The organism is Halosimplex rubrum (assembly GCF_013415885.1).
Lineage (GTDB): Archaea > Halobacteriota > Halobacteria > Halobacteriales > Haloarculaceae > Halosimplex > Halosimplex rubrum.
Genome location: NZ_CP058910.1, coordinates 3,981,208 through 4,007,631, shown reverse-complemented (window position 1 = coordinate 4,007,631; position 26,424 = coordinate 3,981,208). Strand labels below are relative to the sequence as shown.

Here is a 26,424-nt window from a genome sequence, read left to right as displayed (position 1 = left end):
ATAAAACCGAGCGCGGACGACGGGGCGGCGATCGGTGCCGGCGGCGTCGGCCCTTCGCCCCCGAGCCGAGAGGGTTAACACGGGCGACAGCGAAAGGGGCGCCAATGGACGTACTGGAGCGCTACGAGTCGCTCGTGGACGATTTCGACGCCTTCCGCGCGGCCTGCGAGCGGCCGCTCCCGTCGGTCGTCCGCGTCAACACGCTGAAGACGACCGTCGAACGGGCTCGCGACGCCCTCGAGGAGTCCGATATCGCCCACGAACCCGTCGGGTGGCACGACGGGCTGTTCGCGCTCCCGGAGGACCAGCCGGGGACCAACTGGCCGTACGTGCTCGGGTGGATCCACGGCCAGGAGGAGGTTTCGGCGGTCCCCGCCGAAGTGCTCGATCCGGAGCCCGGCGAGCGGGTCTGGGACGCCTGCGCCGCGCCCGGGAGCAAGACCACCCAGCTCGCCGCGCTGATGGACGACCGTGGCCTGCTGGTCGCGACCGACAACAACCTCGGCCGGATCTCCGCGCTCCGGTCGAACGCCGAGCGCGCCGGCGCCACGAACGTCGCCGTCACCCACGAGGACGCGCGGAACCACTCGCTCAAACCCTTCCGCGGACCGGATTCCGACGAAGGCACCGAGGGCGCGCCCTACGACCGGGCCTTGGTGGACGTGCCGTGTTCCTGCGAGGGGACCATCCGCAAGAACCCCGACGCGCTGGACGACTGGGAGCTCGACCACGTCGAGGGCATCTCGGGCGTCCAAAAGGGCGTGCTCCGCCGCGCGATCCAGACGACGAGGGAGGGGGGGACCGTCGTCTACTCCACCTGCACGTTCGCGCCCGAGGAGAACGAGGCCGTCCTCGACCACGCGCTGGCCGAGGAGTCCTGCGAACTCGTGGAGTTCGACCTCCCGCTCGAATCGGCCCCCGGCGTCACCGAGTGGCAGGGCGAGCGCTTCGACGACTCGGTCGAACGGGCCAAGCGCATCTACCCCCACCACAACGACACGGGCGGCTTCTTCTGTGCGAAGCTGGAGGTGACCGCCGAATGAGCGACGATCCCGAAAGCGGGTCGACTCGCGACAACGACGGGACGCGGTTCGACCGCCTCCCCGCGACCGCCGACGAGCGGGTCGTCGAGGGCCGCCCCACCCGCGAGGAGGTGCTCGACTGGTGGGCCGAGCGGTTCGGCGTTCCGCCCGAGGCTTTCGACGGGCACACGTTCTGGGAGCGCGGCTCGGGCAAGATCTGGGCGTTCGCCGACGACGTGGCCTCGCCGGTCGCCATCGAGGGCCTGGGACTCGCGTTCCTGCGGACCCGTCGCGAACACTGGAAGCCGACGCTGGAGGCGGTCCAGCGGTTCGGCGACGCGGCCGACGACTGCGTCGTTCACCTCTCCCGCGAGGAAGCCGCCGCGTTCGTCGCCGGCGACGACCAGGAACTCGACTGGGACGGCGACTGGGGCTACCTGATCGTCACGACCGACGTTGCGGGCGAGCCCGAACCGGTCGGCGTCGGCCTCTACGTCCACGGCGAACTCCGCTCGCAGGTCCCGAAGGGTCGTCGCCGGGAGCTGTAGGGACCGAACGGCACCGCCGCGTGCTACGCCTCGCGCTCGCGGACGGTCCCGCCACCGAGCCCCTCCCACTCGACGCGATAGCCCAGCACCGAGAGGAGCGCGCTGGCGTCGTCGATGCCGTACTCGTCGAGGACCGCCTCGGCGTCGCCGAGCGTCATCCCAGCCCCGATCCGGTCGCCGAGGGCGTCCAGCACCGCCGGGCGAACGAGCGTCCGGCCGACGCGCTCGTGGTCGGGGAACGACTTTCCTTCGACGGCGCTCTCGCTGACGCCGCGTTCGGCGGCCAGCGACTGGATGGTCACCACGTCGGCGTCGGGGACCAGTTCGTCGGGCAGCGCGGCGGCACTCTCGGCGACGAGTTCGTCCTCGTAGCGCCGGAGGGCGTCGCGCACGTCCTTGATGCGGACCGTCCCGGAGTAGGGAATCGCCCGGTGGTCGCGGGCTTCGATGGCCTCGCCGGCGCCGAGGCTCTCGTCGACGGCGACGAGCAGCTCCACGTCGTCGATGGCGTCCAACTGCGAGAGCTTCTTCTCGACGTACTCGGGCGTCCAGAAGCCCATGATCTCGAAGAACACCCGGAAGTCGGCGTGGCGGTAGTCGAAGGCGAAGTCTGGGATGGCGACGCTGGCGCCGGCCTCCAGCGGTTCGGGCTCCCGGACGAGGTCCCAGTCCAGCCCCAGCGACTCGAAGCGGGTCGCGAAGTCGGCCTCGACGCCGCTGTCGTAGCTCACCTCGGTCACGGGCTCGACGCCCGGCACAGACACGTCCGCGTCGGTCAGGGTCATCTCCCGCTCGGTGCCGCGGTCGTCGACGGTGGCGGTCAGGCGCCACTCGTCGGCCTTCGCGACGGTGCGCAGCAGGCGGGCGAAGCGGGTGCCGTAGCGGCGCGTGCTGCGGAAGAGGGCGTCCGGGCCGGTGACGACCACCTCGCGGCCGGCGTCGGTCGTCCGGACCTCGTACATGAGTCGCAGGCGCTTGACCGCCGAGACGAGCGCCTTGGGGTCGCTGGAGCGGACCCGGACCTCGGTCGCGTCGAAGATCGCCGTTTGAGCCAGCGAGAGGTTGTACTGGGCGACCAGCTCGGCCGGGTCCCAGCGCGGGTCGATTTCCGCGAGGACTTCCCGGTCGTCGAGGTCGGCGTAGAGCGCGTCGGCCACGTCGTCGGGGTCGGCGTCGAGGCGGTCGGCGGCCCGTCGGAGCGCTCGCTCGCGGTCGTCGGCGGTGACCACGCCGACGGTCTCGCTCGCGGCGAAGGCGGCCTCGCGGGCGCGGCGCGGTTCGACCGGTGCGCGGACCTCGAAGCGGGCCTCCCGATCGAGGAGCTTGGCGAACCCGCGGACGAGCTTGAAGTCGTCGGCCTCGCGTTCGAGGTCGGTCAGCGCGTCGTCGAGTTCCGAGCGGGAGTGGTCGACGTGTCCCTGGTAGACGCCGAGGACGCGGGCCGCGAGGTCGCGGCGCTCGTCGCCGACGAACTGCGGGTGGAAGCCGCCGCCGGCCCGCGAGACGCGCAACAGGTCCTTCGTCAGCACACCCGCGACTCGGCCGGCGACCGGTATAAGCGCGACGGGAGTGCGCCGGGTCGGGAGCGGGCGCGGCGTTCGTGACGAGAAGATTCTTACCGGACCGCACCCGGGGAAGCAGTATGCAACGACGGACGGTCCTGCGCGGGCTGGCCGCCCTCGCGGCGGGGGCGGGCGCGGGCTGTACGGCCAACCGGGAGGTGCCGGCGACAGCCCCCGAACCGCCGGAGGGGATCGCCACGCCCGCGGACGACCCCGAACCGACGCCGGATCGACAGCCGTTCGTCGTCCCCGAGCGGGCGTTCCGGCCCGGCGAAGACGGCGATCTGGTGGTCGAGCTGACGGTCCGGAACCGCGCCGGCGTCGCTCGCGAGGCGGTGATGACCGTCACCGTCGAGGCCGGCGACAGGACCTTCACTCCCGCTCGGCACGTCGTCCTCCAGTCCGAAGCGAGCGGGCAGTTCGAGATCCGCTTCCCCGTTCCGGAGGCCGAGCTGACCGGATTCTCCGTCTCGTTCGACCCCGGCCCGCCCGAGACGCCGATCCCCGAAGGGACGGTTACGCCCTATCCCGGCGACGGGGCGACACCGACGGACTCGCCGACCCCGTTCGCGACCGACACCGGGTCGACCGACACGCCGACCGGTTCGGGATCGACGGCGACCGACACGTCGACCGGTTCGGTCGAGTAGGCGGTCGCTGGCGGTCCGTCCCGCCCACCGCTGGCAGTCCCACCGCCGGCCCGTCGTCGGTCACCGCCGTCGCCGCGCCACCCGTTCTTCCGCCGTCTCCTCGGTGACGATCTCGTAGAGTAGCGCACGCTGACCGTCGTCCTTCGGGCGCAAGATCCGGCCGAGGCGCTGTGTGAACTCCCGCTCGCTCCCGCTGCCCGAGAGGACGACGGCGACGTTCGCGTCGGGCACGTCGACCCCCTCGTCGAGGACGTTCGCCGTCACGACCCGGGAGTACTCCCCCGAGCGGAACCGCTCCAGAATCTCGCGGCGCTCGTCCGCGCTCGTCTCGTGGGTGATCGCCGGGATCAGGAAGCGTTCGGAGAGGCGATACACGAGGTCGGTGTGGGCGGTGAAGACGATGACGCGGTCGTCGCGGTGGCGGTCGAGCAGGGTTTCGAGCCGGTCGACCTTCTCGTCGGCGTTCATCATCACCTCGCGGGCGCGCTGCTTGGCGAGCAGGGCGTCCCTGGCGCGCGGGTCGCTCCCCGAGCGCTTGACGAGTTCCTGGTAGTCGCTGCCGCTGCGCATCTGGATGCCCGAACTCGCGAGGTAGTCGGTGAACGTCTCCTGGTGGCGCTCGTACACCTCGCGCTCCTCGGGCGTCAGGTCGACCTCCAGGCGCTTGATGTCGTAGTCGGCGAGGTGCTCGCCGGCGAGTTCGTCGACGGCGACGCGGTGGACGAGCGGGCCGACGAGTTCCTCGACCGCCTCGTGAGCGCCGTCGGGGCGCTCGAAGGTGGCCGTGAGGCCCATGCGGGCGGGCGCGGCGAGCAGGCGGGCGATGTCGCGGTACCCCTCGCCGCCGAGGTGGTGGACCTCGTCGAAGACGACGAGGCCGAAGCGGTCGCCGAGTTCGTCCGCCCGGAGGTACGCCGAGTCGTACGTCGAGACGGTCACGTCGGCGAGCCGTTGCTCGCCGCCGCCGAGCTGTCCCACCTCGCGGTCGAACTCCCGTTCGAGTTCCCGGCGCCACTGTTCGAGCAGGTCGATAGTGGGGACGACGACGAGCGTCGGCGTTCCGAGGGATTCCATCGCCGCGATACCGATGACGGTCTTCCCGCTCCCGGTCGGGAGTTCGAGCACACCGCGACAGGCGAGCTGTCGCGAGCCCTCACTCGCGTGGCTCGCGAGGACGCCCCGGCGGTCCGCGGCCTCCCAGTCGTCCAGCGCCTCGCGCTGGTACTCGCGGAGTTCGTACGTCGAGCTCAGGTCGAGGGTCGGGAGGTCGAACACGCGGTCCTCGTAGGCGATCTCCCGTTCGTCCAGCGCAGCGCGGAGGTCGACGTAGCGATGACCGGGCGCCCGCCGTGTCTTCGAGCGGGCGTCCCGTTCGACGAACGGCACGTCGTCGAGCGCGTCGCTGCCGGTGATCCGGACGGTTCCCTCCTCGTAGACGAGCCGGGCGGTCACTGCCGAGAGGTATCGGGGGACGGGAGTTAAGCGGTGCGGGGCGTGGTCGGCCGATGTCGGGGCGGCCGTTCGGCGTTCGCGACCCCCGTCGTCGGTCGGATTCTCAACCCTTTTGTCGACGCGGCGACTGCCTACGGGTATGAGCGAGCAGGACGCGTCCGACCCCGCTGAGGCCGCAGAGGAGCAGCCAGGCGCGACCGAGCAGGAGGGGGACGCGAGCGGCGAGCCCGTGCAGCCCGACGAGGTCATCGACCCCGACGAGGCGGGCGACGGCGACGCCAGCAGCGAAGCGACGGGCGACGACGAGGTCACCGTCGACGAGGAGCTGGTCGACCGCGTCGCGGAGTCCGACCCCGAGTCGGTCGCCCACGAACTCGCGGCACTGCGGAGCCGCGTCGACGGTCTGGAGGACCAACTCGACGCGCGCGACGAGGAACTCGACGACCTGGCGGAGAAGCTCAAGCGCAAACAGGCGGAGTTCCAGAACTTCAAGAAGCGGATGGAGAAACGGCGCGAGGAGGAGCGCGAGCGCGCCACCGAGGACCTGGTCACTCGCCTGCTCGACGTGCGCGACAACCTGAAGCGCGCGCTCGAACAGGACGAGGACACCGACATCCGCGGCGGCGTCGAGTCGACGCTGCGGTCGTTCGACGACGTGCTCGATCAGGAGAACGTCGACGTGATCGAACCTGAACCCGGTCAGGACGTGGACCCGCACCGCCACGAAGTCCTGGTCCGCGTCGACTCCGACCAGCCCGAGGGGGCCATCGCGGATGTTCACCGCCCCGGCTACGTCATGGCCGACAAGGTGCTCCGCGAGGCGCAGGTCACCGTCAGCGACGGGTAGCGACGAGTAGCGGAAGGGGCCGCGCACCTGTCTCTCTGCTGATCGTTCGTCGCTCTTGTACTGGTATTGCGGTTGGATTTATAGGCACCGGTCGCCGTCACCGGGTCGGCCACAGATCGGCCGTTTGCGGGCGTCTGTAGCGGGTCCCCGTCGGTCGCGTCTAGCAACTTTTAACCGGCACAATCGGGTATAGACGGGTAAGATGGCGAGCAACAAGATTCTCGGAATCGACCTCGGGACCACGAACAGTGCGTTCGCGGTCATGGAAGGGGGCGACCCCGAGATCATCGTCAACTCGGAGGGCGAGCGGACGACACCCTCGGTCGTCGCGTTCGACGAGGGCGAGCGTCTCGTCGGCAAGCCCGCGAAGAACCAGGCCGTCAAGAACCCCGACGAGACCGTCCAGTCCATCAAGCGTCACATGGGCGAGGACGACTACACGGTCGAACTCGAAGGGGAGGAGTACACGCCCGAGCAGGTCTCGGCGATGATCCTCCAGAAGATCAAACGGGACGCCGAGGAGTACCTCGGCGACGACGTCGAGAAGGCCGTGATCACCGTCCCGGCCTATTTCAACGACCGCCAGCGCCAGGCGACGAAGGACGCCGGCGAGATCGCCGGCTTCGAGGTCGAGCGCATCGTCAACGAGCCGACCGCGGCCGCGATGGCCTACGGCCTCGACGACGAGTCCGACCAGACCGTCCTCGTCTACGACCTCGGCGGGGGCACCTTCGACGTGTCCATCCTCGATCTGGGCGGCGGCGTCTACGAGGTCGTCGCGACCAACGGTGATAACGACCTCGGTGGCGACGACTGGGACCACGCGATCATCGACTACCTCGCCGAGCAGTTCCACGACGAGCACGGCATCGACCTGCGCGAGGACCGCCAGGCGCTCCAGCGGCTCACCGAGGCCGCCGAGGAGGCGAAGATCGAGCTCTCCAACCGCAAGGAGACCCGCATCGACCTGCCGTTCATCACGACGACCGACGACGGGCCCCTCGATCTGGAGGAGAAGCTCACTCGGGCGAAGTTCGAGTCGCTCACCGAGGACCTCATCGAGCGGACGGTCGGCCCGACGGAGCAGGCGCTCGAAGACGCCGGCTACGGCCAGAGCGACATCGACGAGGTCATCCTCGTCGGCGGCTCCACGCGGATGCCGCAGGTCCAGGAGCGCGTCGAGGAGATGACCGGCCAGGAGCCCAAGAAGAACGTCAACCCCGACGAGGCGGTCTCGCTGGGCGCGGCGATCCAGGGCGGCGTCCTCAGCGGCGACGTGGACGACATCGTCCTGCTCGACGTGACGCCGCTGTCGCTGGGCGTCGAGGTCAAGGGCGGTCTGTTCGAGCGGCTCATCGAGAAGAACACGACCATTCCGACCGAGGAGTCGAAGATCTTCACCACTGCGGCGGACAACCAGACGCAGGTCCAGATCCGCGTCTTCCAGGGCGAACGCGAGATCGCCAACGAGAACGAACTGCTCGGTGAGTTCGCGCTCTCGGGTATCCCGCCGGCGCCCGCCGGCACCCCGCAGATCGAGGTGTCGTTCAACATCGACGAGAACGGCATCGTCAACGTCTCCGCGGAGGACAAGGGGTCGGGCAACGAGGAGAACATCACCATCGAGGGCGGCGCCGGCCTCTCCGACGACCAGATCGAGGAGATGCAGCAGGAGGCCGAGGAGCACGCCGAGGAGGACGAGCAGCGCCGCGAGCGCATCGAGGCCCGCAACGAGGCCGAGAGCACGATCCAGCGCGCCGAGACGCTGCTGGAGGAGAACGAGGAGGAGGTCGACGAGGAACTCGTCGAGGACATCGAGGCCGAGATCGACGAGGTACAGGAAGTCCTCGAGGACGAGGACGCCGACACCGAGGACTACAAGGAAGCGACCGAAGCCCTCGCAGAGGCGCTGCAGGAGATCGGCAAGCAGATGTATCAGGACCAGGCCGCAGAGGGTGCGGCCGGCGCGGGCGGCGCGGCGGGCGCGGCCGGTGCCGGTGGCATGGGCGGCGCCGGTCCGGGCGGCGCGGGCGGCGCTGCCGGTGCCGGCGGCCAAGGCGAGGAGTACGTCGACGCCGACTTCGAAGACGTCGACGAAGACGACGAGGAGTAGAACGAGGAGTCCGAGTCGTCCGCTCGATGGGCGACCGCGGGGAGTCTATCGGCGTCTGAAACGGCGAGCGAAGCGAGCTTTTTCCCTTCGACGAGGAGGCGCGACGACGCTCCCGTCGCTCGATAGCCGCGTGGTCGCTCGTTCGGAGAGCCGCCGAGACCGCAACTGCAGGGGTTTCAGCGACCGTGGCGTCCGGGCGAACCCCGCCGGGGAGGTCGGTCGGCGGACGGCGCTCAGCCGGCGTGCTGTTTCGCGGTCGTGTAGGCCTCGCGGACGCGCTTGAACTCGTCCTCGTCGCCACCCTGGTCGGGGTGGACCTCCTTGACCTTCTGCCGGTAGGCGGCCTTGACCTCCTCCAGGCTGGCCGAGGTGGGGACGCCCAGTTCGGAGAAGGCGGCGACGGCGGGGTCGACGCGCTCCTCGTCGGCCTCGTCGGGGCCGAACTCCACCTCGGGCACGTCGAACGGGAGGCGGTCGCCGAGGTGGACGCCGGGCATCTCGTGTTCGACCAGCACCGGGACGGTCGGCGACCGCTCGATGCGGTAGTACGCCTGGGCGTCGAAGGTGATCGCCACGTCTCGCTCGGGGAGATAGAAGGCGACGTGCTGACCCTCGACGAAGTGGCTCTCGGCGTACGACTCGTCGATGGCGTCGAGGTACTCGCGCAGTTCCGCGCGGCGGCGGTGTTCGCCGTCGTTCCGCCGGCGACGGGCCTGCCGGGAGGGATAGAGTCGGTTCGCGGCGACGAACAGGCAGGCCGCGAGGACGCTGCTGGCGACGCCGAGCGCGAGACCGACGACCAACCAGTGGGGCAGCCCGAACAGCGCGTCGAGTACCACGGGCGAGCGTTGGCGTCGCTCCACTATCAAAGTCTCGCCAGCGGACCGGCGGCCGTGTCGAACGGGCAAAGAGGGTGAGGCCGGTCGCGGTCAGCCGATGTAGCGCAGGTCCTCGTCGGAGGCCGCGGGCGTCCCCTGGTCCATCTCCTGGATCTTGCGGACGACCTCCTCCATCTCGTCGGCTCGCTCCTCCAGGGAGGCGTAGTCGACCTCGAAGTCGACGACCTCCTGGAGCACTTCGAGGACGGCCTGTGCGCTCTTGGGGTCGACGAGGTAGCCGCTGGTCTCGCCCATCAGACAGGCCGCCTCGAAGCCTCGGCGCTCGCCCAGACCGAGCAGGAGGCCGCTGACGCCGACGATACCGCCCGCGGGCTCGTCCTCGCGGAACTCGACGCCCACGTCTTCGAGGTCGTCGACGACCTCGTCGGTGGTCGCGGCGCCCAGCACGGAGTACTCCTCGATGAGTTCGCCCGTCGGGACGCCGCCCAGGGCGAACGCGCGGGAGACGCCGTGGTCGTCGGCGACGTCGAGGAACGTCTCGGTCAGGCCGTAGTGGCCGGTGTTGTCCTGTGCCTGGTGGTCGCCGGTGAGCACGAGCATGTCGCGGCCGTCCTCGGGGCGGACGGCGTGGAACTCGGCGCCGGCCAGCTCCGTGCGACCGTCGTCGACGCTGACCTGCGGCGGGAAGTGCGTCGAGTGGACGCGCTCGACGAGCTCGCTCTCGATCTCTTCGAGGAGGTGCTCGACGGCGAGCTTGCCGACGTGGCCCACGCCGGGTAGTCCCTCGACCAGTACGGGGTCGTCGAGATCCACGTCCCCCAGCGCTTCGCGTTCGAATTCGTCCATGGGCCCTAGTCGCGGCGCCGCTGCTTAAGTGCGCGTCGATACTCCCCGTAGTTGTCTTCCGGCGAGAACGGCGCCGGCGCGGAGTTGACCGCCTCGGCGCCGCAGTCGGGGCAGGTCCCCTCGAGCGTGTAGCGCGGCCGCTCGTGCGCCGAGCGCCACGCCGAACAGACGAGAATGTCGGATTTCATGGGAAGGGGCCGGGAGTCGCCGACGCGGCGACCGGCGACGGTTACTCCGCCTCGACCTCGCGGTCGCGGTGGTAGCGACCCGACCCGCCGTGGCCGCCGACGACGTCGACGGCGCGGTCGGCGCTCTCTTCGAGGTGGGACTCGGCGGTCTTGTAGTCGGGCGCCCGTACCTGGATGCGGTACTCCGGCGAACCGACGTAGGTGACCTCCAACTCCACTTCCTCGGGGATCTCGCCGTTGCCCTCGGCGGCCTGCAGGGCCTCCTTGACCACGTCGACGCCGTCGCCGCTGGCGCACTCCAGCGTGACGTAGCCGGTGACGTTGACGTAGGGCACCGAGACGTTCTCGCGGGCCGTCTCGACGATGGCCTCGACCTCGTCGTCGTCGAGGTCGGTCTCCTCGAGCGCTTCCTCGCCGTGGATCGCGGCCTCCTCGAAGCCCTCGTACATCGAGCCGAAGGCGGCCAACAGGTCGTTGGCGATGGCGGCGTAGGTCTCGTCGTCGACGTCCTCGCCGAACGCCAGCAGCATCCAGTTGTCGGCCTTCTGCTCGTTTTTCCACTCCTGGATCTTGTCCTTGCGCTGGTGGTCGTTGACGTCCTTGATCGAGAGGTCGATCTGCTGGGACCCCTCGTCGATGTCGAGCACCTTCGCGACGACCGTCTGTCCTTCGGAGACGTGGTCGCGGACGTTCTTGATCCAGCCGGAGGCGACCTCGCTGATGTGACAGAGGCCGCGCTTGTCCTCGTACTCCTGGAGGTCGACGAAGACGCCGAAGTCCTCGATCTCGTCGACGCGTCCGACCACGAGTTCACCGGGGTCGGGCCAGCCGCTGTATTTCATTATCGTGCCTCGACGGTCTCGAGTACCTCACCCTCGATGGTCGCTTTGCCGCCGGTCGGGCGGGCGAGGGTGTGCCCGCAGACCTCGCAGGCGACCTCGGTCGCGGCCTTGCCGAAGACGATCTGTTCGTTCTCACAGTCCGGACACGCGACGCTGAAGAAGTTTCCTGCCATCGTTAGTCCTGAAGGTCCAGTTTGCCGGCGCGCCATCCCTCGCGGAGGTGGGCTTTGCCGCAGTCGGAACAGCGGTACTTGAGGTCGGTCTTCTGGGTCGGCTTCCCGCCGGAGGGAACCTTCGAGAACTTGCCCGCGTTCCCGTAGCCCGAGCGCGTCCGCTCGGCCTGGCGCCCGTTGACCTTCGTCATCCCCGAGGTGCGACCGCTCCGAACGCGCTCGACCTCGTGTTCGTTGTGCTCGTCGCAGTGCGGACAGTACGTGTTAAATCGGCGTGGCATCTCCATAGATATCGACCTTGCGGACGGCTTGGTCATCCCCGCTTAAAACCCGTTTGGTTCGGACCGGCCGATCGCCCGAGATCGCCGGTTCGCGCCCGGCTCCGTGTGGGACCGATGCGCACGATACGACCGTCGTCGAGACCGTTCACAGCGTCGTGGTCACCTGTTCGCCGCTGACGACCTCGGGGATTATCACCTCGTCGGCGCCCGCGCGTCGGGCGACGGACTCGTACATCTCGTCGCCGGCGCGGACGACGACCCGCGCGTCGGGTGCGAGTTCGCCGGCGGTGATGGCGACCTGGATGTTGACGTTCGCGTCGTCGACGGCGCCGACGACGGCGTCGGCCCGCTCGGCGCCGGCTTCGACGAGCAGTTCCTCGCGGCGGGCGTCGCCCCGGACCGCCAGCAGCCCGTCGTCGAGGGCGCGCTCGTACTGGCCGTCGCCCGTCTCGACCACGACGACCGATCGGTCCCGGTCGCGTAGCTGTCGTGCGATCGTCTTGCCGAAGGTGCCGTACCCGCAGACGACGACGTGCCGTTCCGTGTTCTCGATGGTTCGTTCGACCTGCATCTGTCTGAGCTCCGTTCCTATCTGTCCGCCGAAGGTCGCCGAGACGACCGTCTCGCCGATCCACAGTCCCGAGAGGATCAGGCCCGACTCGACGACGATCGCGAACGCCCGGAGCGAGCGCGCCGGCGCATCGTGAGACTCGATGAATATCTCGATGCTCGTCGGGTCGAGTAGCCAGAACAGCGCCTCGACGGCGCCGACGCCCGCGAGGGCGGCGAACCCGACCACGCCGGCGACCACCAGCGCCGCGAACGCGGCGACCGGGCGACCGACCCGGCGCGCCAGCGGACGACTCATCAGCGCTCGGACGTACTCGCTCGCCACGATTCCGTGGCTCTCGCGTGCAGTGATATACGTTCTCCCTTAACACATTATGGCCCCTTGGACGCCCCCTATGGCCTTGGAGGCGCCGGACCGGCCCCGGATCGGGCGCGCTCGGGCCGCTGGGGCGGTTGGCTTCGAAGTCACTAAGTACGCCTCCGCCGAACCGCCGGGTATGAAGAAGCTCATCGTCCACGGGGACCCGGGCATCCGGAAGGACGCCGTCATCTCGGTCGACGGCGAGGAGCTGGTCGTCTTCGGCGTCGCGCGCCAGGGCGACTGGCACGGTCCCGACCGCCCCCAGCTGTGGTGTACCGTCGGCAGCGAAGACGAGCGTGACACCTACCAGCGGCGCGACTACATCCCCAACTTCCTCGACACCGAGGCGGTCGACGCCGAAGCGGTCGACGTCGTCGAGAAGGCGAGCGCCTGAGGTCAGTTCTCCGCGCCTCGGCTACACCAGGTCGACGTACGGCGGCTCCTCGTCGTAGGCGACGACCTTGCTCGTCCCGGGGGAGCCGGTCGGCGACTTGCGGAGAGTGAGCCACTCGATGCCGTCTTCTTCCCGTTCGATCCGGATCGTCTGGCTGCTCGTGTCGGCGAAGAACTCGACGAGCGACTGGTTCTGGATCGCCGGATTGACCGCGTAGACGACCACGTCGTCGTCGTCGGTGTGGCTGGCCGCCGCCCGGTAGCGCACCTCCCGGGCGCGCTCGGGGGCGATCTGTTCGAGCAGCGGTTCGGTGTCGATGAACGCGAACAGCGGGCGGTCGCCGCTGCGGTCGTAGGACACCTCCATCAGTTGTTCCCAGCCCCGGTCGGCCGACTCGTCGTACCGCAGGACGTTCCGGTGGTCGTAGCCGTCGCTGGCGACGAGTTCGAGGACGAACAGCCGGTCGGCGTCGAGCAGGTCCCCGACGCTCCAGTCGGTGTCGGTCCAGTAGCGGTCGAGTTGCGACAACGAGACTTCGGCGGGGATCGCGACCGACAGCGCCATCCCCGTCTCGACGGCGGTGGCGAGCATCTGCGCGTTGATCGTGTAGTAGCTTGTCGTCCCGTCGTGGGAGAGCAGCGTGAAGCCGCCGCGGACGAGCCCGCCGCCGAGCAGTTCGTCGAGGGCGTCGATCCCGGTCGAGAGATGGTCGTGGTCGAGGAGGTCGCTCGGCGGGGTCCGCTGGGTCGGCTGGACGGTCGCGCCCGCCTCGCCGAGGACGAGCTTGTGGCGCCGGGTGTCGTGGTCGCGCCCGCGGAGCTTCTCGACGCGCAGGAAGGTGTGGCGCTGGTTCGCGCGCTCGACCGACGACAGCTCGATCACGCCGTGGGTCGCGTACCGGAGCAGCTCGCTGGCGACGCTGTCGCCGGTGTCGCTGTCCTCGGCGGTCAGTAGCGACGTGGCGTCGAAGGTGTCGGAAAACAGCCGGATCAGGTCGTAGGTCGACCGCCAGAAGGACACCTCGTCGGCGGCGATCGGTCGCAGCCCCGAGAGGCTATCGAGGAGGATGCGGTCTTTCGGGCCGTACTCCGAGAGATAGTGAACCACGTTCTCCCGGGTAAAGGGGAGGTCGAACCACTCGGTGACGGCGCGGTCGCCGCCCTCCAGCGTACGCACGACCAGGTCGTCGTCCCGCTCCATCGTGTCGCCCGGTTCGCAGTGGACGGTGATCACGGTCAGCCCGTCGGCGTCGAGGTCGAACGGGTACGGTTCGAAGGTATCTTCGAGTTCGCCGACCGTCTGTTCCGTGCTGACGAACAGACACTCCTCGCCCCGGTCGAGTCCCGCCTGGAGGAACTGCATGCCGAGCGTCGTCTTGCCGGTCCCCGGCGGTCCCGAGACCAGCAGGCTCCGCTCGTCCGGCACGCCGCCACCGAGCAGTTCGTCCAGCCGTCGGCACCCAGTCGAGAGGCCCATCGTTCAATGATGTCGCTCTTCGGTTAAATCAATTTGGCAGAGTAGTAGCGCGGTGTTCAGATAAGGTTTGAAGGGTGAGGCGTAGCGTTTTCTGAGTGATTCATGCCCGAAAACGCTAGCCTCGGCGGTAATCTCGACCAATTCGACTTAGATTTTGTGGAGCGAGAAGCGACACCACGACTGTTGATGAAGCTGAGTATTCAGTTGCATCTGGCTGGACTCTCACTTTCGAATACTGTTTCTATTCTTGAGGTATTCGGTGTCAAACGTGCTCGCTCAACTATTCATAATTGGGTTCACAAGGCTGATTTACAGCCCGAAGGTGGACACTCACCGGATCACGTCGCGGTTGACGAGACCGTGATCCGACTCAACGACGAGCAGTATTGGCTGTACGCTGCTGTCGATCCGGAAACGAACAAACTGCTGCATACAAAGCTAAGACCAACTACAACGAAGGTTCTCGCCCATTCATTTCTCGCCGAACTCAGCGAGAAACACGATGTTGACGACGCCGTGTTTCTCATCGATGGCTCCAAATCGTTAGAAGCTGCGTGTCACCGACATGGCTTCGATTTCAGATACGAAAAACATGGAAATCGGAACGCTGTTGAACGTGTCTTTAGAGAAGTAAAACGACGAACTGTATGTTTCTCAAACTGTTTTAGCAATGCCGAAGCAGAAACAGCCGACGATTGGCTCAGATCGTTCAGCTTCGCATGGAATCAGCTTATCTGAACACGATGAGTAGTAGGGTGTGTGACGGAGCCGGCGAGCGCCGCGAGCGCGGGCGCATCGGAAAAACGTATCGAGGCGGTGATAGCCGTCCTCACCCGAAAGAAACGCTTTACTGTCGGCCGGGGCGACGACTCGGTATGGACACGGCCGAGCGACTCGAACTCGCGACCCGCAACACGGCGGAGGTCGTCGAGGAATCGGAACTCGAGGAGTTATTCGACGACGGCGACCCCTCGGTGTACATCGGCTACGCGCCGACCGGCGAGATGCACATCGGCCACTTCACGACGATGCGCAAGCTCGCCGACTTCCTCGGCGCCGGCATGGACGTGACCGTCCTGATCGCCGACCTCCACGCCCACCTCGACGACAATAAGAGCCCCTTCGACCTGCTGGAGGCTCGCTCGGCCTACTACGAGGCGACCATCGAGGCGATGATCGACGCCGCCGGCGCCGACGCCGACCGGATCGACTTCGCCCGCGGCAGCGACTTCCAGCTCGGCGAGGAGTACACGCTGGAGATGTACCGGATGGCCGCCGAGACGACGCTCAGCCGCGCCCAGCGCGCCGGCAGCGAGGTCGTCCGCGAGTCCGACTCGCCCAAGCTGGGCGGGCTGCTGTACCCGCTCATGCAGACGCTGGACGTCGACGCGCTGGACGCCGACGTGGCCTACGGCGGCATCGACCAGCGCGGCATCTACATGCTCTCGCGTGAGATCCTCCCCGACCACGGCGGCGAGGCGCCCGTCTGCATGTTCGCCCCGCTCCTCTCGGGCCTCTCGGGCGGCAAGATGTCCGCGTCCGACGAGTCCTCGAAGGTCAACCTCAACGACGGCCACGACGAGGTCGTCGAGAAGATCGAACAGGCGTACTGCCCCGCCGGCGAGCGCGAGGACAACGGCGTCCTGGAGTACATGGAGTACCTCGTCTTCCCCATCCTCGACGAGCGCGACGAGGACTTCGTCGTCGAGCGCCCCGAGGAGTACGGCGGCGACCTGACCTACGACTCGTACGAGGCGCTGGAGGCGGACTTCGTCTCCGGCGAACTCCACCCGGCGGACCTGAAGCCGGCCGCCGGCGAGGCCATCTCCGAGGTCGTCGCCCCCATCCGCGAGCGGCTGGACGACCGGCCGGAACTGCTCGCCGAGGCCTACCCCGAGAAGTACGACTGAGCAGTGACCGACGACGAATCGGACGGTGACGGCCCGTCTACGGGGTCGGTCCGCGCGACCTACGACCGCATCGCCGAGCACTTCTCGAAGACCCGCGAGTACCCCTGGCCCGAGGTCGAGGCGTTTCTCGACGGCCGGTCGGGCGCCGTGGCCCTCGACGTTGGGTGTGGCAACGGCCGGCACACGGAGTTGCTCGCAGAGCGCTGCGAGCGGGCGCTGGGCGCGGACCTGAGTCGGGAGATGGTCGCGACGGCCAGCGAGCGCTCGGCCGAGCGCGGGTTCGACTACGGGCTCGCGCAGGCCGACGCGAGTTCGTTGCCGGTTCGGAGCGGTTGCGTGGATCTGGGCGTGTACGTCGCGACCCTGCCGCATCTGCCGTCGCGAGATCTGCGGGTGGCGAGTCTCGACGAACTCGCTCGGGTTCTGAGTAGTGGGGGCCGGGCGCTCGTCGGCGTCTGGTCGACCGAACACGACCGCTTCGACGAGAGCGAGGGGTTCGATACCACCGTCGAGTGGACGCTACCGGGTGGGGAGAGTGTCGATCGGTTCTACCACATCTACGACCCCGACGAATTTCGGGCCGATATCGCGGAGAGCGGGCTGGATCTGGTGGAGTTCGAGATTTCGAGCGGGAACTGTTACGGCGTCGTTCGACCCGAGTCGTAGTTTCTGTCGGTGACTCTCGTGATGGTCGATGCGAGTTCTCGGTCTGATCGCTAGGTGGAACTGAAATCGTACTCGACCACGGGCGATGAAAGCCCTCGACCCGCTCGCGGTCGCTGAGCGGGATATCCGCGCTCTCCGCACCGCCCGCGCGGATAGTGCCCGCTCAGACGACTAAACTGAACGCGAGCGGGCCTCGCCCTTTCAATCCGCCAGGCCAGCACAGCCCGCACAGCACCGCCGACAGCCACGAGCCTCCCCAGCCGATTGCGCTCCGCGCGCCTGCGGCGTGCGGTGCTCATCCCTCGCACGACTATTTCGAGCGGCCCGCCAAAAGGCGGGCACGCTCGACAGCGCGCGCCACCGCAGTCCAAAATCGAATCAGTGATTCGACGCCGGGTCTCCGTCAGTCGTCGCCGCTGGCCTGCTCGCCCTCGTCGGGGGCGCGCGGGGTGGCGTCGAGCAGTTCGTCGCGGTGTTCGTCGAGCAGGGGGGCGCGGCGCTCGACGGTAGTGGGGGTCGCCGAGAGCTTGATCGGGTTGCCGGCGACGGTGACCGACTCCTCGGCGCCGGGCTGGTCGACCTCGGCGAGCATGTCGCGGGCGCGGACGTGCGGATCGTCGAAGATGTCGCTGGTGTCCTGCACGGGCGCGGCGGGGACCGCGCCGTCGAGCGCGGCGACGACTCCCTCGGCAGTCAGCGAACGCGTCCAGTCGGCGATCTCGGCGCGGAGGGCGTCCCGGTCGGCCAGCCGCTCGCCGGCGGTCGAGTAGTCGGCGGCCAAATCGGGGCGGTCCATCGACTCGCAGAGCGCGCGCCAGTGGCCGTCCGAGAAGGCGGCGATCACGACGTGGCCGTCGGTCGTGGCGAAGGCGTTGTAGGGGAACAGGGTGGGGTGGGCGTTGCCGCGGCGGGTGGGCGCGTCGCCGGTGTAGGAGTACTGGTAGACGGTGCGCTCGCACAGCGACACCATGGCGTCGTACATGGCGGTGTCGACGTACTGGCCCTCGCCGGTGCGGTCGCGGTGGTGGACCGCGGCGAGGATCCCGACGGCGTTGAGCACCGCGGTGAACAGGTCGCCGACGCCCGGGCCGACCTTCGTCGGCGGGCCGTCGGGCTGGCCGGTGATCTCCATGACGCCGCCGAGCGCCTGCGCGACGAGGTCGAAAGAGGGCTGGCCCTGTCGGTCGGTCTCCCCCGTACGCGGGTCGCCGAACCCCCGGATCGACGAGTAGATCAGTTCGGGATTGTGCTCGCGGAGCCGCTCGTAGCCGAGGTCGAATCGCTCCATCGTGCCCGCGCGGTAGTTCTCGACGACCACGTCCGCGGTCTCGACCAGCGAGCGGAAGTCGGCGCGGTCCTCGGGATCGCCGAGGTCGAGCTCCAGCGAGCGCTTGTTGCGGTTGACGCTCTGGAAGTAGCCGCCGTAGGCCTCGTCCTCGGGGTCGTCGACGAACGGCGGGTTCGACCTGATGAGGTCCCCGCCCGGCCGCTCGACCTTCACCACGTCCGCGCCCATGTCCGCCAGCAGCATCGTGCAGTACGGGCCCGCCAGGACCTGGGTCAGGTCGATCACGCGCAGGTCCGACAGTGCGCTCATACCTCCCCCGTCGAACTCACCGGGCATAAACTTGCCTGATAAATAATTATATACTGTGGCCCGGGGCGCTACGGGCCTGTGGCAACGGGTACCAAGACTATAATGAAAGACCATTATGTTTATGACGGATGCGCCCGTCGGTGGTGATACTCACATGGGGCAGACAGTCATCCTCGGTGTGATCGGCTCCGACGCGCACGTCGTGGGCATCACGATCATCGAACAGGCGCTGACCGCGGCCGGGTTCGACGTCGAGAACCTGGGCGTCCAGACCTCCAGAGCCGAGTTCGTCTCGGCCGCCGAAGCCCACGACGCCGGGGCCGTACTGGTCTCCTCGCTCTACGGACACGCCAGGCAGGACTGTCGGGGGCTCCACGAGCGCCTCGCCGAGGCCGACTGCGACGCGGTCACCTACATCGGCGGCAACCTCGCGGTCGGCCAGGACGACTGGTCGGAGACCGCCGAGCACTTCCGCGAGCTCGGCTTCGACCGCGTCTTCGACGCCGAGACCGACCCCTCGGCCGTCGTCGCCGCGCTCGAACGCGACCTCGATACGACCGTCACGGAGACCGCGACCGACCGGGTCAGGGTCGACTCGTAGATGGTCCGAGACGAACGTATTCCCGGCGACCAGCTACGGGAGACGGCGGACGAGTTGCGCGACCGCTGGCCAACCGGCGCCGACGCCGACTTCGAGGCCGCCGTCGAGTTCCACGACTCGCTCCCCCCGTCCAAGCGCTTCGCGGACGTGCTGGAATCGGCGGACCGACCGCTCCTCCAGCCCCGCGCCGGCGTCCCGCGACTCGACGACCAGGTCGACCTCCTCCGGTACCTCGAATCGGAGGGCGGCGCCGACCTGCTTCCCACCACGATCGATTCGTACACCCGCGACAACGAGTACGGGAAGGCCCAGCAGGGGCTCGACGACGCCCGCGAGTCCGGCGAGGACACGCTCAACGGCTTCCCCGCCGTCAACCACGGCGTCGACGCCTGCCGGGACCTCGTCCGGTCGGTCGACGCGCCGGTCGAGGTCCGCCACGGGACGCCCGACGCGCGCCTGCTGGCCGTCGTCACGCTCGCCGGCGGGTTCGAGAGCTTCGAGGGCGGCCCCATCTCGTACAACATCCCCTACACCAAGGAGCACGACCTCGCCGAGACCATCGAACACTGGCAGTTCGTCGACCGCCTCTGTGGCGCCTACACCGAGCGCGGCGTCCGGATCAACCGCGAACCCTTCGGCCCCCTGACGGGCACGCTCGTCCCGCCGGCCATCGCCATCGCGGTGATGATCCTCGAAGGCCTGCTCGCGACGACCCAGGGCGTCCGCTCGCTCACGCTGGGCTACGGCCAGGTCGGCAACGTCGTCCAGGACGTGGCCGCGCTGCGCGCCCTCCGGGGTCTCGGCGAGGCGTACCTCCCCGACGACACCGTCGTCACCACCGTCTTCCACGAGTGGATGGGCGGGTTCCCGCCGGACGAGGCCCGCGCCAGCGGCGTCATCGGCCTCGGCGGCGCGACCGCGGCGCTGGCCCGGCCGGACAAGGTCATCACCAAGTCCCCCCAGGAGTTCCAGGGCGTCCCGACTCGCGAGGCCAACGCCAGCGGCCTCCGCACCACCAGGCAGCTCATCGATATGATGGTCGAACAGGACATCGTCGTCGACGGCATCGACCGCGAACGCGAACTGATCGAACGGACCGCCCGCTCGCTCGTGGAGACGGCCATCGCCCGCGGCGACGGCGACGCCGCCCGCGGCACGGTCGCGGCCTTCGAGTCGGGCGAACTCGACGTGCCCTTCGCCCCGAGTGACAGCGCGGCCGCCGCTGTCCTGCCCGCCCGCGACGACGACGGCCGCGTCCGGGTCCTCGAATGGGGGAACCTCGCCGTCCCAGACGACGTCCGGGAGATCCACGAGACGCGCCTCGATGAGCGCGCCCGCACCGAAGGGCGCAGTCGCTCGTTCCGGATGGTCGCCGACGACGTCGACGCCATCAGCGACGGGAAGCTGATCGGCCGGCCCGGGACCGGCGACGGGACCGACGCGCCGGGCGACACCGGCGGTCCGGCGGGAGGTGAGAGCGATGCGGATTGAGTCCGTCCGGGCGACGCCCGGCGTCTCGGGCTTCTACGTCGACGACCAGCGGGCCATCAAGGCCGGGGCGACGGAGGACGGGTTCGCCTACGCCGGCGACCCGGTCACGGAGGGGTTCGACGCCGTCCGGCAGGCCGGCGAGGCGCTGCTCGTCGAGGTCGAACTCGCCGACGGGAGCGCCGTCCGCGGCGACTGTGCGGCCGTCCAGTACTCCGGTGCGGGCGGGCGCGACCCGCTCTTCCGGGCCGAGGAGTCTCGGCCGGTCGTCGAGGGGCCGGTCGCCGAGGCGCTCGAAGGGCGGGACCCGCGGGCGTTCGCCGACAACGCCGCGGTCGTCGAGTCGCTCCCGTCGAACGACGACCGAGGCGACGACGACCGGCTCCACACTGCTGTCCGCTACGGCGTCTCCCAGGCGCTTTTGTTCGCCGCCGCGCGGGCCCGCCGGACGACGCCGACGGGCGTCCTCGCCGACGCGCTCGGGACGACGCCGGCGACCGAGCCGGTCCCGGTCTTCGGCCAGTCCGGGGACGCCCGTCGGCGCAACGCCGAGAAGATGCTCCTGAAGGGCGTGCCGGTGCTCCCCCACGGCCTGTTCAACAGCGAGGCCAAACTGGGGAGCGACGGCGAGCGCCTGGTCGACTACCTCGACTGGCTCGGCTCGCGAGCCGCCGACCTCGGCCCCGAGGGCTACGAGCCGCGCTTCCACGTCGACGTGTACGGGACGGTCGGCGAGCTGTTCGGCCCGCCCTACGACCGCGCCGAAGTCGTCGAGTACTTCGCCGACCTCGCCGCCGCGGCCGACCCCCACCCGATCCAGGTCGAGGGGCCGATGGACGCCGGCGACCGGGCCGCACAGATCCGCCGGATGGCCGAACTCCGCGACGGCCTCGCCGACGCGGGCGTCGCGGTCGACGTCGTCGCCGACGAGTGGTGCAACACGCTCGACGACGTGCGCGCGTTCGTCGACGAGGGCGCGGCGGACGTGGTGCAGGTCAAAACGCCCGACCTGGGCGGCGTCCAGCGCAGCGCCCGCGCCGTCACCGCCTGCGAGGGGACCGACACCCGGGCGTACCTCGGGGGCACCTGCAACGAGACGGCCGTCTCGGCGCGTGCCTGCGTCCACGTCGCGCTCGCGACGGACGCCGCCCAGCTGCTGGCCAAGCCCGGCATGGGCTTCGACGAGGGGTACATGGTCGTCGCCAACGAGATGCGCCGGACGCTCGCCCGTCGCGAGCGGGCGAACCCACAGGTGGCCGCCGACGGCTCGGGAGGTGGTACCCGATGACCGACTGGACCGACCCCGACACGTTCGCCGCGGCGCTGGACCGCGCAGACACCCGCGAGAAGGGGCGCTACTTCGAGGACTTCGCCGAGGGACAGGTGATCGAACACGCTCCCGGGCTCCGACTCACCCGGCACGGCAACGACGCCTGGACGAGCCAGACCCTCAACCACGATCCGGCCTACTGGCGGAGCGACGCCGCCCGCGCTCGCGGGTTCGACGAACCGCCGATCCACCCCGACTACCTGCTGGCCGCGGTGATGGGCCCCTCCGTCGAGGACTGCAGCGAGAAGGGCGGCTACTTCCTCGGTCGCGACTCCGTGCGCTTCCACGAACACGGGATCGCCCCCGGGACCGAACTCCGGGTCAAGTCGACCGTGACGGCGACCCGCGAGTCGAGTTCCCGGCCCGACTACGGCGTCGTCACCTGGGAGACCCGCGGGTGCGACGCCGACGGCGGCGACACCCTCGTCTCCTACGAACGGACGAACATGATCCCCCGGCGCCAGCCCGCGGCGACCGACGGCGGCCGCTCGGAGCCGACGGACGGAGACCGCGACGATGACGATTCCGCCCTCGCCGACGCCGCCTCGCGTCCCGAGTTGCCCGAGACGTTCGTCACGCCGACGGGCGGCGCCTTCGAGGACTTCCGTCGGACGCTCGACCGGGCGGCCGACCGCGACGCCGCCGTCGCCTACCGCCACGAGCGCGGGCGGACGATGGACGAGTTGACCGTCGCCGCCCTGCCGCTCGCGACGCTCAACACCGCCCGCCAGCACCACAACGCGGCCGCGATGTCGGACTCGCCGTCGGGCGAACCCGTGGCCTACGGCGACGTGACCCGCTCGACCGCGCTGGGCCACGCCCGCTCGGACGAGCGCACCTACCGCGAACTCGCCTTCGACGACGAGCGGTTCCACGACTTCGTGACCGCCGGCGACACCGTCTTCGGCTTCACCCGCGTCCTCGACGCGGACGGCTCGCAGGGGCCGTCGCGAGCCGGCGCGGTCACCTTCGAACACGTCGCGTTCACCGCCGACGAGCGGCCCGTCTACTCCGGGACTCGACGCGCGCTGATCGACCGCGAGGACACCGACGCGCCGACCGCGACCGACGGGAGCACCCACCCATGACACGACTCGCACGCACCTTCCAGACCGCACCGGCCGCCGTCCCGCGCGAGGACTCGGCGAAGTACCTCGACTCGGGCCTCCGCGCCGAGGGGTTCGAGGCCCCCGACTGGCTCGTCCCCGACATCGAGGACGGGACGGCCCCGGACGTGAAAGCCGAAGCCGTCGACAACGTCGTCGCCCGGCTCCCCGAGCTGGCCCCCGATTTCGGCGGCGAGATCTGGCCCCGCGTCGAGTGGGCGCACGACGACCCCGACTTTCGCGACCGCGGCCACGAGCAGATCGACCGGCTCGTCGCCGCGGTCGGCGAACACCTCGACGGCGTCGTCGTACCGAAGGTCGGCCGTCTCTCGGACGTGGAGGCCGCGGCCGGCGTCGTCGCCGAGGCCGAGCGCGAGCACGGCTTCGACGACGGCAGTATCGAACTCGCGGTCATCGTCGAGACGGCCGCGGCCGTCTCGGACCTGCCCGCCATCGCCCGCCTCGGCGAGAGCGACCGCCTCGCGGGGCTCGTCTTCGGCCCCGTCGACTACACGGCGGACCTCGGCGGCCGGGCGATGGGCGGCGACCGCCCGCGCTGGGACGGCCTGCTCGAACGGCTCTCCAACGAGGCGTCGGCCGGCGGACTCGTCGCGGTCGGCGGCCCGTTCGACCGGCTGTTCGACGAGCGAGCGGGCGTCACTTACTACAACGCGCCGGGTTACGCCGACCGGGTCGAACGGGAGGCGCGCATCGGCCTCGACGGCTCGTGGTCGCTCCACCCCAAGCAGACCGCCCAGGCCAACCGGGTCCACATGCCCGCGCCCGCGGAACTCCGGTCGGCCGTCGAGAAGGTCGAGGGGTTCAACGAGGCCAAGGAAGCGGGGACCGGTGCGGTCGTCCTCGACGGGCAGATGGTCGACGAGGCGACCTACCGGAACTTCGCCAACACCGTCGAGACGGTCCGGGCCATCGACGAAGTCCACCCGACCCAGACCGCGGAGGCCTACGACGAACCGTTGCTCGAACGGGCGCGGTCGGTGACCGTCCGGTTCGGGTGAGCGGGGCCGGCGGCCGGTTCGAGCCGAAAGGAAACACCCTTAATTCGCGGTGTGAAACGAACGGATGCGCGCCGGTGTGAGCGAACGCGGTCCGTTCGCGAACTTCGGACGCGAGAGGAGCGAAGCGCGCCGGTGGTCTAGTGGTAGGACCTGAGCCTTCCAAGCTCATGGCCCGGGTTCAAATCCCGGCCGGCGCATATCGGGAGCTACGCGCCCTCATGCCGCATTTTCCACTACTCAATAGCCGTGAAAATAAAAATTGGGTAAACGGCGCGTAACACTAAACGCAAAACCGCCCGCCATCATGCGGTTTTACACCCGTCCAAAGATCAACGATGAATATCGAAAAAGACGAGAAAAATGGAACGGGAGTGCGGGATCTTGAACTGCCAGTCAACCCCATCGCGCAAAACACACGCCAATACCTCGAAGAATATAACGAGATGCTGGTCAGCGATTATCGCACTCTCAAGGAAGACTTCATCGAGTGGCTGTTGGTCGAGGGAAAAACTCCCAAACGACGTGAAGGCTACTCAGAAGCGACAACGAAGACAACGCACTACAAAGTCGACGAATCCTACCTCTGGCTGTGGAATGAAACTGACGGCTACACGACAGAACTTACGCCAGAACACGCGACCGAACTGATCGACACGCTCGTCCGATACAGCGACGATAGCGACAGTTACATCTACACGATCGAGAAATCACTTCGTCGGTTATTCAAATTCCTTCGCCGGGAGAAGAACCGCCCCCTCGATGATTGGAAACACCAGTGGTGGGTGTGAGCCAGTCTACGACGTGGCGAACTTCAAGAACGTCGGTAACGATATCCAGGGCGACGACGTGCTGGTTGAATTTGACGACTACTTCCTCACCGCCCTGGAAGAGAATGACCTGCCCGTCGATGAAATTAAACAGCAATCCGAACAGCTCATGCGAGACAACGAGTTCGACGGCGTGGACGACCTCCCAATTCCGGAGGAACTGAAGGAGATTTCGTCACGACGCAGGATCTCTCGTCTCGACAGCATGGTCTGATGCAGCGAGCGTTTCAAGAGTTCTGTGATTCTGGTATCAGTAAGACGGTCAATATGCCGAATGATGCAACCCGAGAGGACGTGGGTGACGCTTATCGTCTTGCGCTCACCGACGACGAAATCGGCGCGACGATCAAGGGGTTGACTGTCTATCGAGACGGTTCCCGAAACGAACAGGTTCTCACCACTCGGATGGACAACGGCCTCGATGATGAGGAAGAGGTGAGCGAAACGGCGTTGGAAATCTACCTTCGTGGAGATATGACCGACGCGGAGGCAGAGTCCTTCGGCATTGAGGTGGCCGAGGATGGCGATGGAGCTTCTTGTCCGAAGGACGACTGTGATGGCACTCTTGAGCCAACTGACGACTGTTCGATGTGTGACGAGTGTTTCTTCTCACCTTGTGCATGAACTGGCAGTCTGAACGAGATATGCGTCGAGATGTAGAGAGAAATCCGGAGCTGTATGAAGCGTGTTCAGCAGAACCGGGAGATAAGTAGGAAAAGTATGTAAGCTACCCCTCACCGGAAACGGTGGGGGGATTTTTTATTTCGAGTAACTGACTCTCGCGACACCGTTGGTGTGGGATATTTCTCCATAGGAAACCATCTCCCCGTCAACCATTATATTTAGATTGAGTAGGGAGTCACTTTCCTCTTCTTTAAATGCCTTTGCCCAGACCCAATTCGGATTCTCCCAAGTCCATTTCTCGTCTCCTTCTCGTTCTACTTTCTGTATATCTTCATCGTCAGATCTCATTTCCGCACTCCATTTTTCATCTAAGGAGATCCGGAGGGTTACAGTCTTCCCACTACTACAGCCAGCTACGGCTGTAAGTGCTCCAACGGTAGCAACTTTTGAAGAACGGGACAGAAATCGTCGGCGGTTCACTGAGGTACTGGCTCGTTTTCAGGCGTAACTTCGTTCCGGTTCTGTTCCTTCTCCCATTCTATCTCCCCGTTCACTTTCCCAAGCACGCTCGATGCATGGTTACGGTCTTCGAGAGAGCGGTCGGGGTCGTTCTTGATTTCCTCCATTTCATGTTTCAGGAAAGCGAGAAGTCGGGGGGGGGGGGATAAGTCCATGTCAAGTTCAATACATCCCAGATATATAAAACCACGGTACTCCGAGTATCGCCGGATCGGGAGTTGAGTTTAGTGTTTTCGAAGGATTACCAGAGAATGTCTGGGTGGGTTCCCATCGGTATACTTAAGTGACTCTTAGTACTATGCAGCATTAGGTAGTGGAATAGGCGGTAGCGGTAAGATGGGCCGCTGAAATGGTCCATTTCGGGGCGTAGAACCCTCGGGCCTTCCAAGCTCATGGCCCGGGTTCAAATCCCGGCCGGCGCAGTTCTGCGACGAGCGGACGCGAGGAGCGAACTCGCCGGAGGGATTCGAACCCTGGAATTCGCAGCCCCGGAATGGCCGAACGGAGTGAGGCCACGTGCCCGGAACGTCTTCGTCCGGTTCAATCCCGGCCGGCGCATCTCCCCCTCGAAGC

At 67.8% G+C, this 26,424-nt stretch carries 30 protein-coding genes, 1 tRNA gene and 1 pseudogene; 19 read left to right on the top strand and 13 right to left on the bottom strand.

All coding sequences use genetic code 11. From position 1 onward, the window contains the following. The first annotated feature begins 104 nt into the window (after positions 1-104). The gene (locus tag HZS55_RS20105) at positions 105-1,043 is read left to right on the top strand and encodes an RsmB/NOP family class I SAM-dependent RNA methyltransferase (RefSeq protein ID WP_179909322.1); all 939 of its coding nucleotides are present in this window, start codon (positions 105-107) and stop codon (positions 1,041-1,043) included. Next, positions 1,040-1,570 (top strand): DUF7122 family protein, encoded by a 531-nt coding sequence (locus tag HZS55_RS20100; protein ID WP_179909321.1) that lies wholly within the window; start codon positions 1,040-1,042, stop codon positions 1,568-1,570. Before HZS55_RS20105 ends, HZS55_RS20100 begins: the two co-directional genes overlap by 4 nt. Before the next feature lie 23 nt (positions 1,571-1,593). Here HZS55_RS20100 and HZS55_RS20095 read toward each other — a convergent pair whose 3' ends face one another. Beyond that, the gene (locus HZS55_RS20095) at positions 1,594-3,099 is read right to left on the bottom strand and encodes a DUF790 family protein (RefSeq protein WP_179909320.1); all 1,506 of its coding nucleotides are present in this window, start codon (positions 3,097-3,099) and stop codon (positions 1,594-1,596) included. 113 nt (positions 3,100-3,212) lie between these two features. Here HZS55_RS20095 and HZS55_RS20090 point away from each other — a divergent pair, with 113 nt between their 5' ends. Beyond that, entirely contained in the window at positions 3,213-3,782 is a 570-nt protein-coding gene (locus HZS55_RS20090; protein WP_179909319.1) for a hypothetical protein, read from the top strand. A gap of 60 nt (positions 3,783-3,842) precedes the next feature. On the opposite strand, the gene HZS55_RS20085 is transcribed toward HZS55_RS20090, so the two are convergent. Next, the gene (locus tag HZS55_RS20085) at positions 3,843-5,234 is read right to left on the bottom strand and encodes a DEAD/DEAH box helicase (RefSeq protein ID WP_179909318.1); all 1,392 of its coding nucleotides are present in this window, start codon (positions 5,232-5,234) and stop codon (positions 3,843-3,845) included. 139 nt (positions 5,235-5,373) lie between these two features. Here HZS55_RS20085 and HZS55_RS20080 point away from each other — a divergent pair, with 139 nt between their 5' ends. Both HZS55_RS20080 and dnaK read left to right on the top strand, forming a co-directional pair. After that, complete coding sequence (locus HZS55_RS20080; protein WP_179909317.1) at positions 5,374-6,081, top strand: nucleotide exchange factor GrpE; 708 nt, start codon at positions 5,374-5,376, stop codon at positions 6,079-6,081. 202 nt (positions 6,082-6,283) lie between these two features. Further along, complete coding sequence (gene dnaK / locus HZS55_RS20075; protein ID WP_179909316.1) at positions 6,284-8,194, top strand: molecular chaperone DnaK; 1,911 nt, start codon at positions 6,284-6,286, stop codon at positions 8,192-8,194. Between the two features lie 233 nt (positions 8,195-8,427). Here dnaK and HZS55_RS20070 read toward each other — a convergent pair whose 3' ends face one another. The 7 genes from HZS55_RS20070 to HZS55_RS20040 form a co-directional block, all read right to left on the bottom strand. Beyond that, complete coding sequence (locus HZS55_RS20070; RefSeq protein WP_246308310.1) at positions 8,428-9,033, bottom strand: J domain-containing protein; 606 nt, start codon at positions 9,031-9,033, stop codon at positions 8,428-8,430. A 90-nt stretch (positions 9,034-9,123) separates the two neighbouring features. Next, a complete protein-coding gene (locus tag HZS55_RS20065) occupies positions 9,124-9,879 on the bottom strand; it encodes a proteasome assembly chaperone family protein (protein WP_179909315.1) in 756 nt (251 codons plus the stop codon). Between the two features lie 5 nt (positions 9,880-9,884). Then, a complete protein-coding gene (locus HZS55_RS20060; protein ID WP_179909314.1) occupies positions 9,885-10,067 on the bottom strand; it encodes an RNA-protein complex protein Nop10 in 183 nt (60 codons plus the stop codon). Positions 10,068-10,108: 41 nt separating this feature from the next. Beyond that, positions 10,109-10,909, bottom strand: a complete 801-nt coding sequence (locus HZS55_RS20055; protein ID WP_179909313.1) for a translation initiation factor IF-2 subunit alpha — start codon at positions 10,907-10,909, stop codon at positions 10,109-10,111. After that, positions 10,909-11,082 carry a 30S ribosomal protein S27e gene (locus HZS55_RS20050; protein WP_179909312.1) on the bottom strand — a complete coding sequence of 58 codons (174 nt, stop codon included), beginning with the start codon at positions 11,080-11,082 and terminating at the stop codon, positions 10,909-10,911. The genes HZS55_RS20055 and HZS55_RS20050 overlap by 1 nt, the downstream gene beginning before the upstream one ends. A 2-nt stretch (positions 11,083-11,084) precedes the next feature. Then, positions 11,085-11,369: a 50S ribosomal protein L44e gene (locus tag HZS55_RS20045; protein WP_006883878.1), complete on the bottom strand. Its 285-nt coding sequence runs from the start codon at positions 11,367-11,369 to the stop codon at positions 11,085-11,087. A gap of 139 nt (positions 11,370-11,508) precedes the next feature. Then, positions 11,509-12,231: a potassium channel family protein gene (locus HZS55_RS20040; RefSeq protein ID WP_179911934.1), complete on the bottom strand. Its 723-nt coding sequence runs from the start codon at positions 12,229-12,231 to the stop codon at positions 11,509-11,511. A 199-nt stretch (positions 12,232-12,430) separates the two neighbouring features. On the opposite strand from HZS55_RS20040, the gene HZS55_RS20035 reads away from it, so the two are divergent. Further along, complete coding sequence (locus HZS55_RS20035; RefSeq protein WP_179909311.1) at positions 12,431-12,688, top strand: HAH_0734 family protein; 258 nt, start codon at positions 12,431-12,433, stop codon at positions 12,686-12,688. A gap of 21 nt (positions 12,689-12,709) precedes the next feature. Here HZS55_RS20035 and HZS55_RS20030 read toward each other — a convergent pair whose 3' ends face one another. Further along, on the bottom strand, positions 12,710-14,164 hold the full coding sequence (locus HZS55_RS20030) for an RAD55 family ATPase (protein ID WP_179909310.1): 1,455 nt from the start codon (positions 14,162-14,164) through the stop codon (positions 12,710-12,712). A 102-nt stretch (positions 14,165-14,266) separates the two neighbouring features. On the opposite strand from HZS55_RS20030, the gene HZS55_RS20025 reads away from it, so the two are divergent. The 3 genes from HZS55_RS20025 to HZS55_RS20015 all read left to right on the top strand — a co-directional run bounded on the left by HZS55_RS20025 (position 14,267) and on the right by HZS55_RS20015 (position 16,740). Next, positions 14,267-14,902: an IS6 family transposase gene (locus HZS55_RS20025; RefSeq protein WP_179909309.1), complete on the top strand. Its 636-nt coding sequence runs from the start codon at positions 14,267-14,269 to the stop codon at positions 14,900-14,902. Between the two features lie 137 nt (positions 14,903-15,039). Further along, positions 15,040-16,074 (top strand): tyrosine--tRNA ligase, encoded by a 1,035-nt coding sequence (locus tag HZS55_RS20020; RefSeq protein ID WP_179909308.1) that lies wholly within the window; start codon positions 15,040-15,042, stop codon positions 16,072-16,074. Between the two features lie 3 nt (positions 16,075-16,077). Beyond that, positions 16,078-16,740 carry a class I SAM-dependent methyltransferase gene (locus HZS55_RS20015; RefSeq protein WP_179909307.1) on the top strand — a complete coding sequence of 221 codons (663 nt, stop codon included), beginning with the start codon at positions 16,078-16,080 and terminating at the stop codon, positions 16,738-16,740. A gap of 403 nt (positions 16,741-17,143) precedes the next feature. Here HZS55_RS20015 and mct read toward each other — a convergent pair whose 3' ends face one another. Further along, entirely contained in the window at positions 17,144-18,337 is a 1,194-nt protein-coding gene (gene mct / locus HZS55_RS20010; protein ID WP_179909306.1) for a succinyl-CoA:mesaconate CoA-transferase, read from the bottom strand. 154 nt (positions 18,338-18,491) lie between these two features. Between mct and glmS the strand changes: the two genes are divergently transcribed. From glmS to HZS55_RS22460, 10 genes and pseudogenes are all read left to right on the top strand, one after another. After that, positions 18,492-18,938, top strand: coding sequence for a methylaspartate mutase subunit S (glmS, locus tag HZS55_RS20005; protein WP_179909305.1), 447 nt, complete (start codon positions 18,492-18,494; stop codon positions 18,936-18,938). Further along, positions 18,939-20,429: a methylaspartate mutase subunit E gene (locus HZS55_RS20000; RefSeq protein WP_179909304.1), complete on the top strand. Its 1,491-nt coding sequence runs from the start codon at positions 18,939-18,941 to the stop codon at positions 20,427-20,429. Continuing rightward, on the top strand, positions 20,419-21,714 hold the full coding sequence (locus HZS55_RS19995) for a methylaspartate ammonia-lyase (RefSeq protein WP_179909303.1): 1,296 nt from the start codon (positions 20,419-20,421) through the stop codon (positions 21,712-21,714). Before HZS55_RS20000 ends, HZS55_RS19995 begins: the two co-directional genes overlap by 11 nt. Beyond that, on the top strand, positions 21,711-22,844 hold the full coding sequence (gene mch / locus HZS55_RS19990; protein ID WP_179909302.1) for a 2-methylfumaryl-CoA hydratase: 1,134 nt from the start codon (positions 21,711-21,713) through the stop codon (positions 22,842-22,844). Before HZS55_RS19995 ends, mch begins: the two co-directional genes overlap by 4 nt. Continuing rightward, complete coding sequence (gene citE, locus HZS55_RS19985; RefSeq protein WP_179909301.1) at positions 22,841-23,881, top strand: L-malyl-CoA/beta-methylmalyl-CoA lyase; 1,041 nt, start codon at positions 22,841-22,843, stop codon at positions 23,879-23,881. The genes mch and citE overlap by 4 nt, the downstream gene beginning before the upstream one ends. Before the next feature lie 126 nt (positions 23,882-24,007). After that, positions 24,008-24,078: transfer RNA gene (locus tag HZS55_RS19980), tRNA-Gly, on the top strand. A gap of 138 nt (positions 24,079-24,216) precedes the next feature. Further along, on the top strand, positions 24,217-24,669 hold the full coding sequence (locus HZS55_RS19975; protein ID WP_179909300.1) for a hypothetical protein: 453 nt from the start codon (positions 24,217-24,219) through the stop codon (positions 24,667-24,669). Then, positions 24,641-24,922: a hypothetical protein gene (locus HZS55_RS22465; protein WP_218927244.1), complete on the top strand. Its 282-nt coding sequence runs from the start codon at positions 24,641-24,643 to the stop codon at positions 24,920-24,922. Before HZS55_RS19975 ends, HZS55_RS22465 begins: the two co-directional genes overlap by 29 nt. Next, positions 24,922-24,966, top strand: a pseudogene (locus HZS55_RS23070) (hypothetical protein); the annotation flags it as partial. The gene HZS55_RS22465 and the pseudogene HZS55_RS23070, both read left to right, overlap by 1 nt. Before the next feature lie 9 nt (positions 24,967-24,975). Then, entirely contained in the window at positions 24,976-25,332 is a 357-nt protein-coding gene (locus HZS55_RS22460; protein WP_246308309.1) for a hypothetical protein, read from the top strand. 135 nt (positions 25,333-25,467) lie between these two features. Here HZS55_RS22460 and HZS55_RS19965 read toward each other — a convergent pair whose 3' ends face one another. Then, a complete protein-coding gene (locus HZS55_RS19965; protein WP_179909299.1) occupies positions 25,468-25,812 on the bottom strand; it encodes a hypothetical protein in 345 nt (114 codons plus the stop codon). Beyond that, complete coding sequence (locus HZS55_RS19960) at positions 25,809-26,006, bottom strand: hypothetical protein (protein WP_218927243.1); 198 nt, start codon at positions 26,004-26,006, stop codon at positions 25,809-25,811. The genes HZS55_RS19965 and HZS55_RS19960 overlap by 4 nt, the downstream gene beginning before the upstream one ends. Between the last annotated feature and the right edge of the window lie 418 nt (positions 26,007-26,424).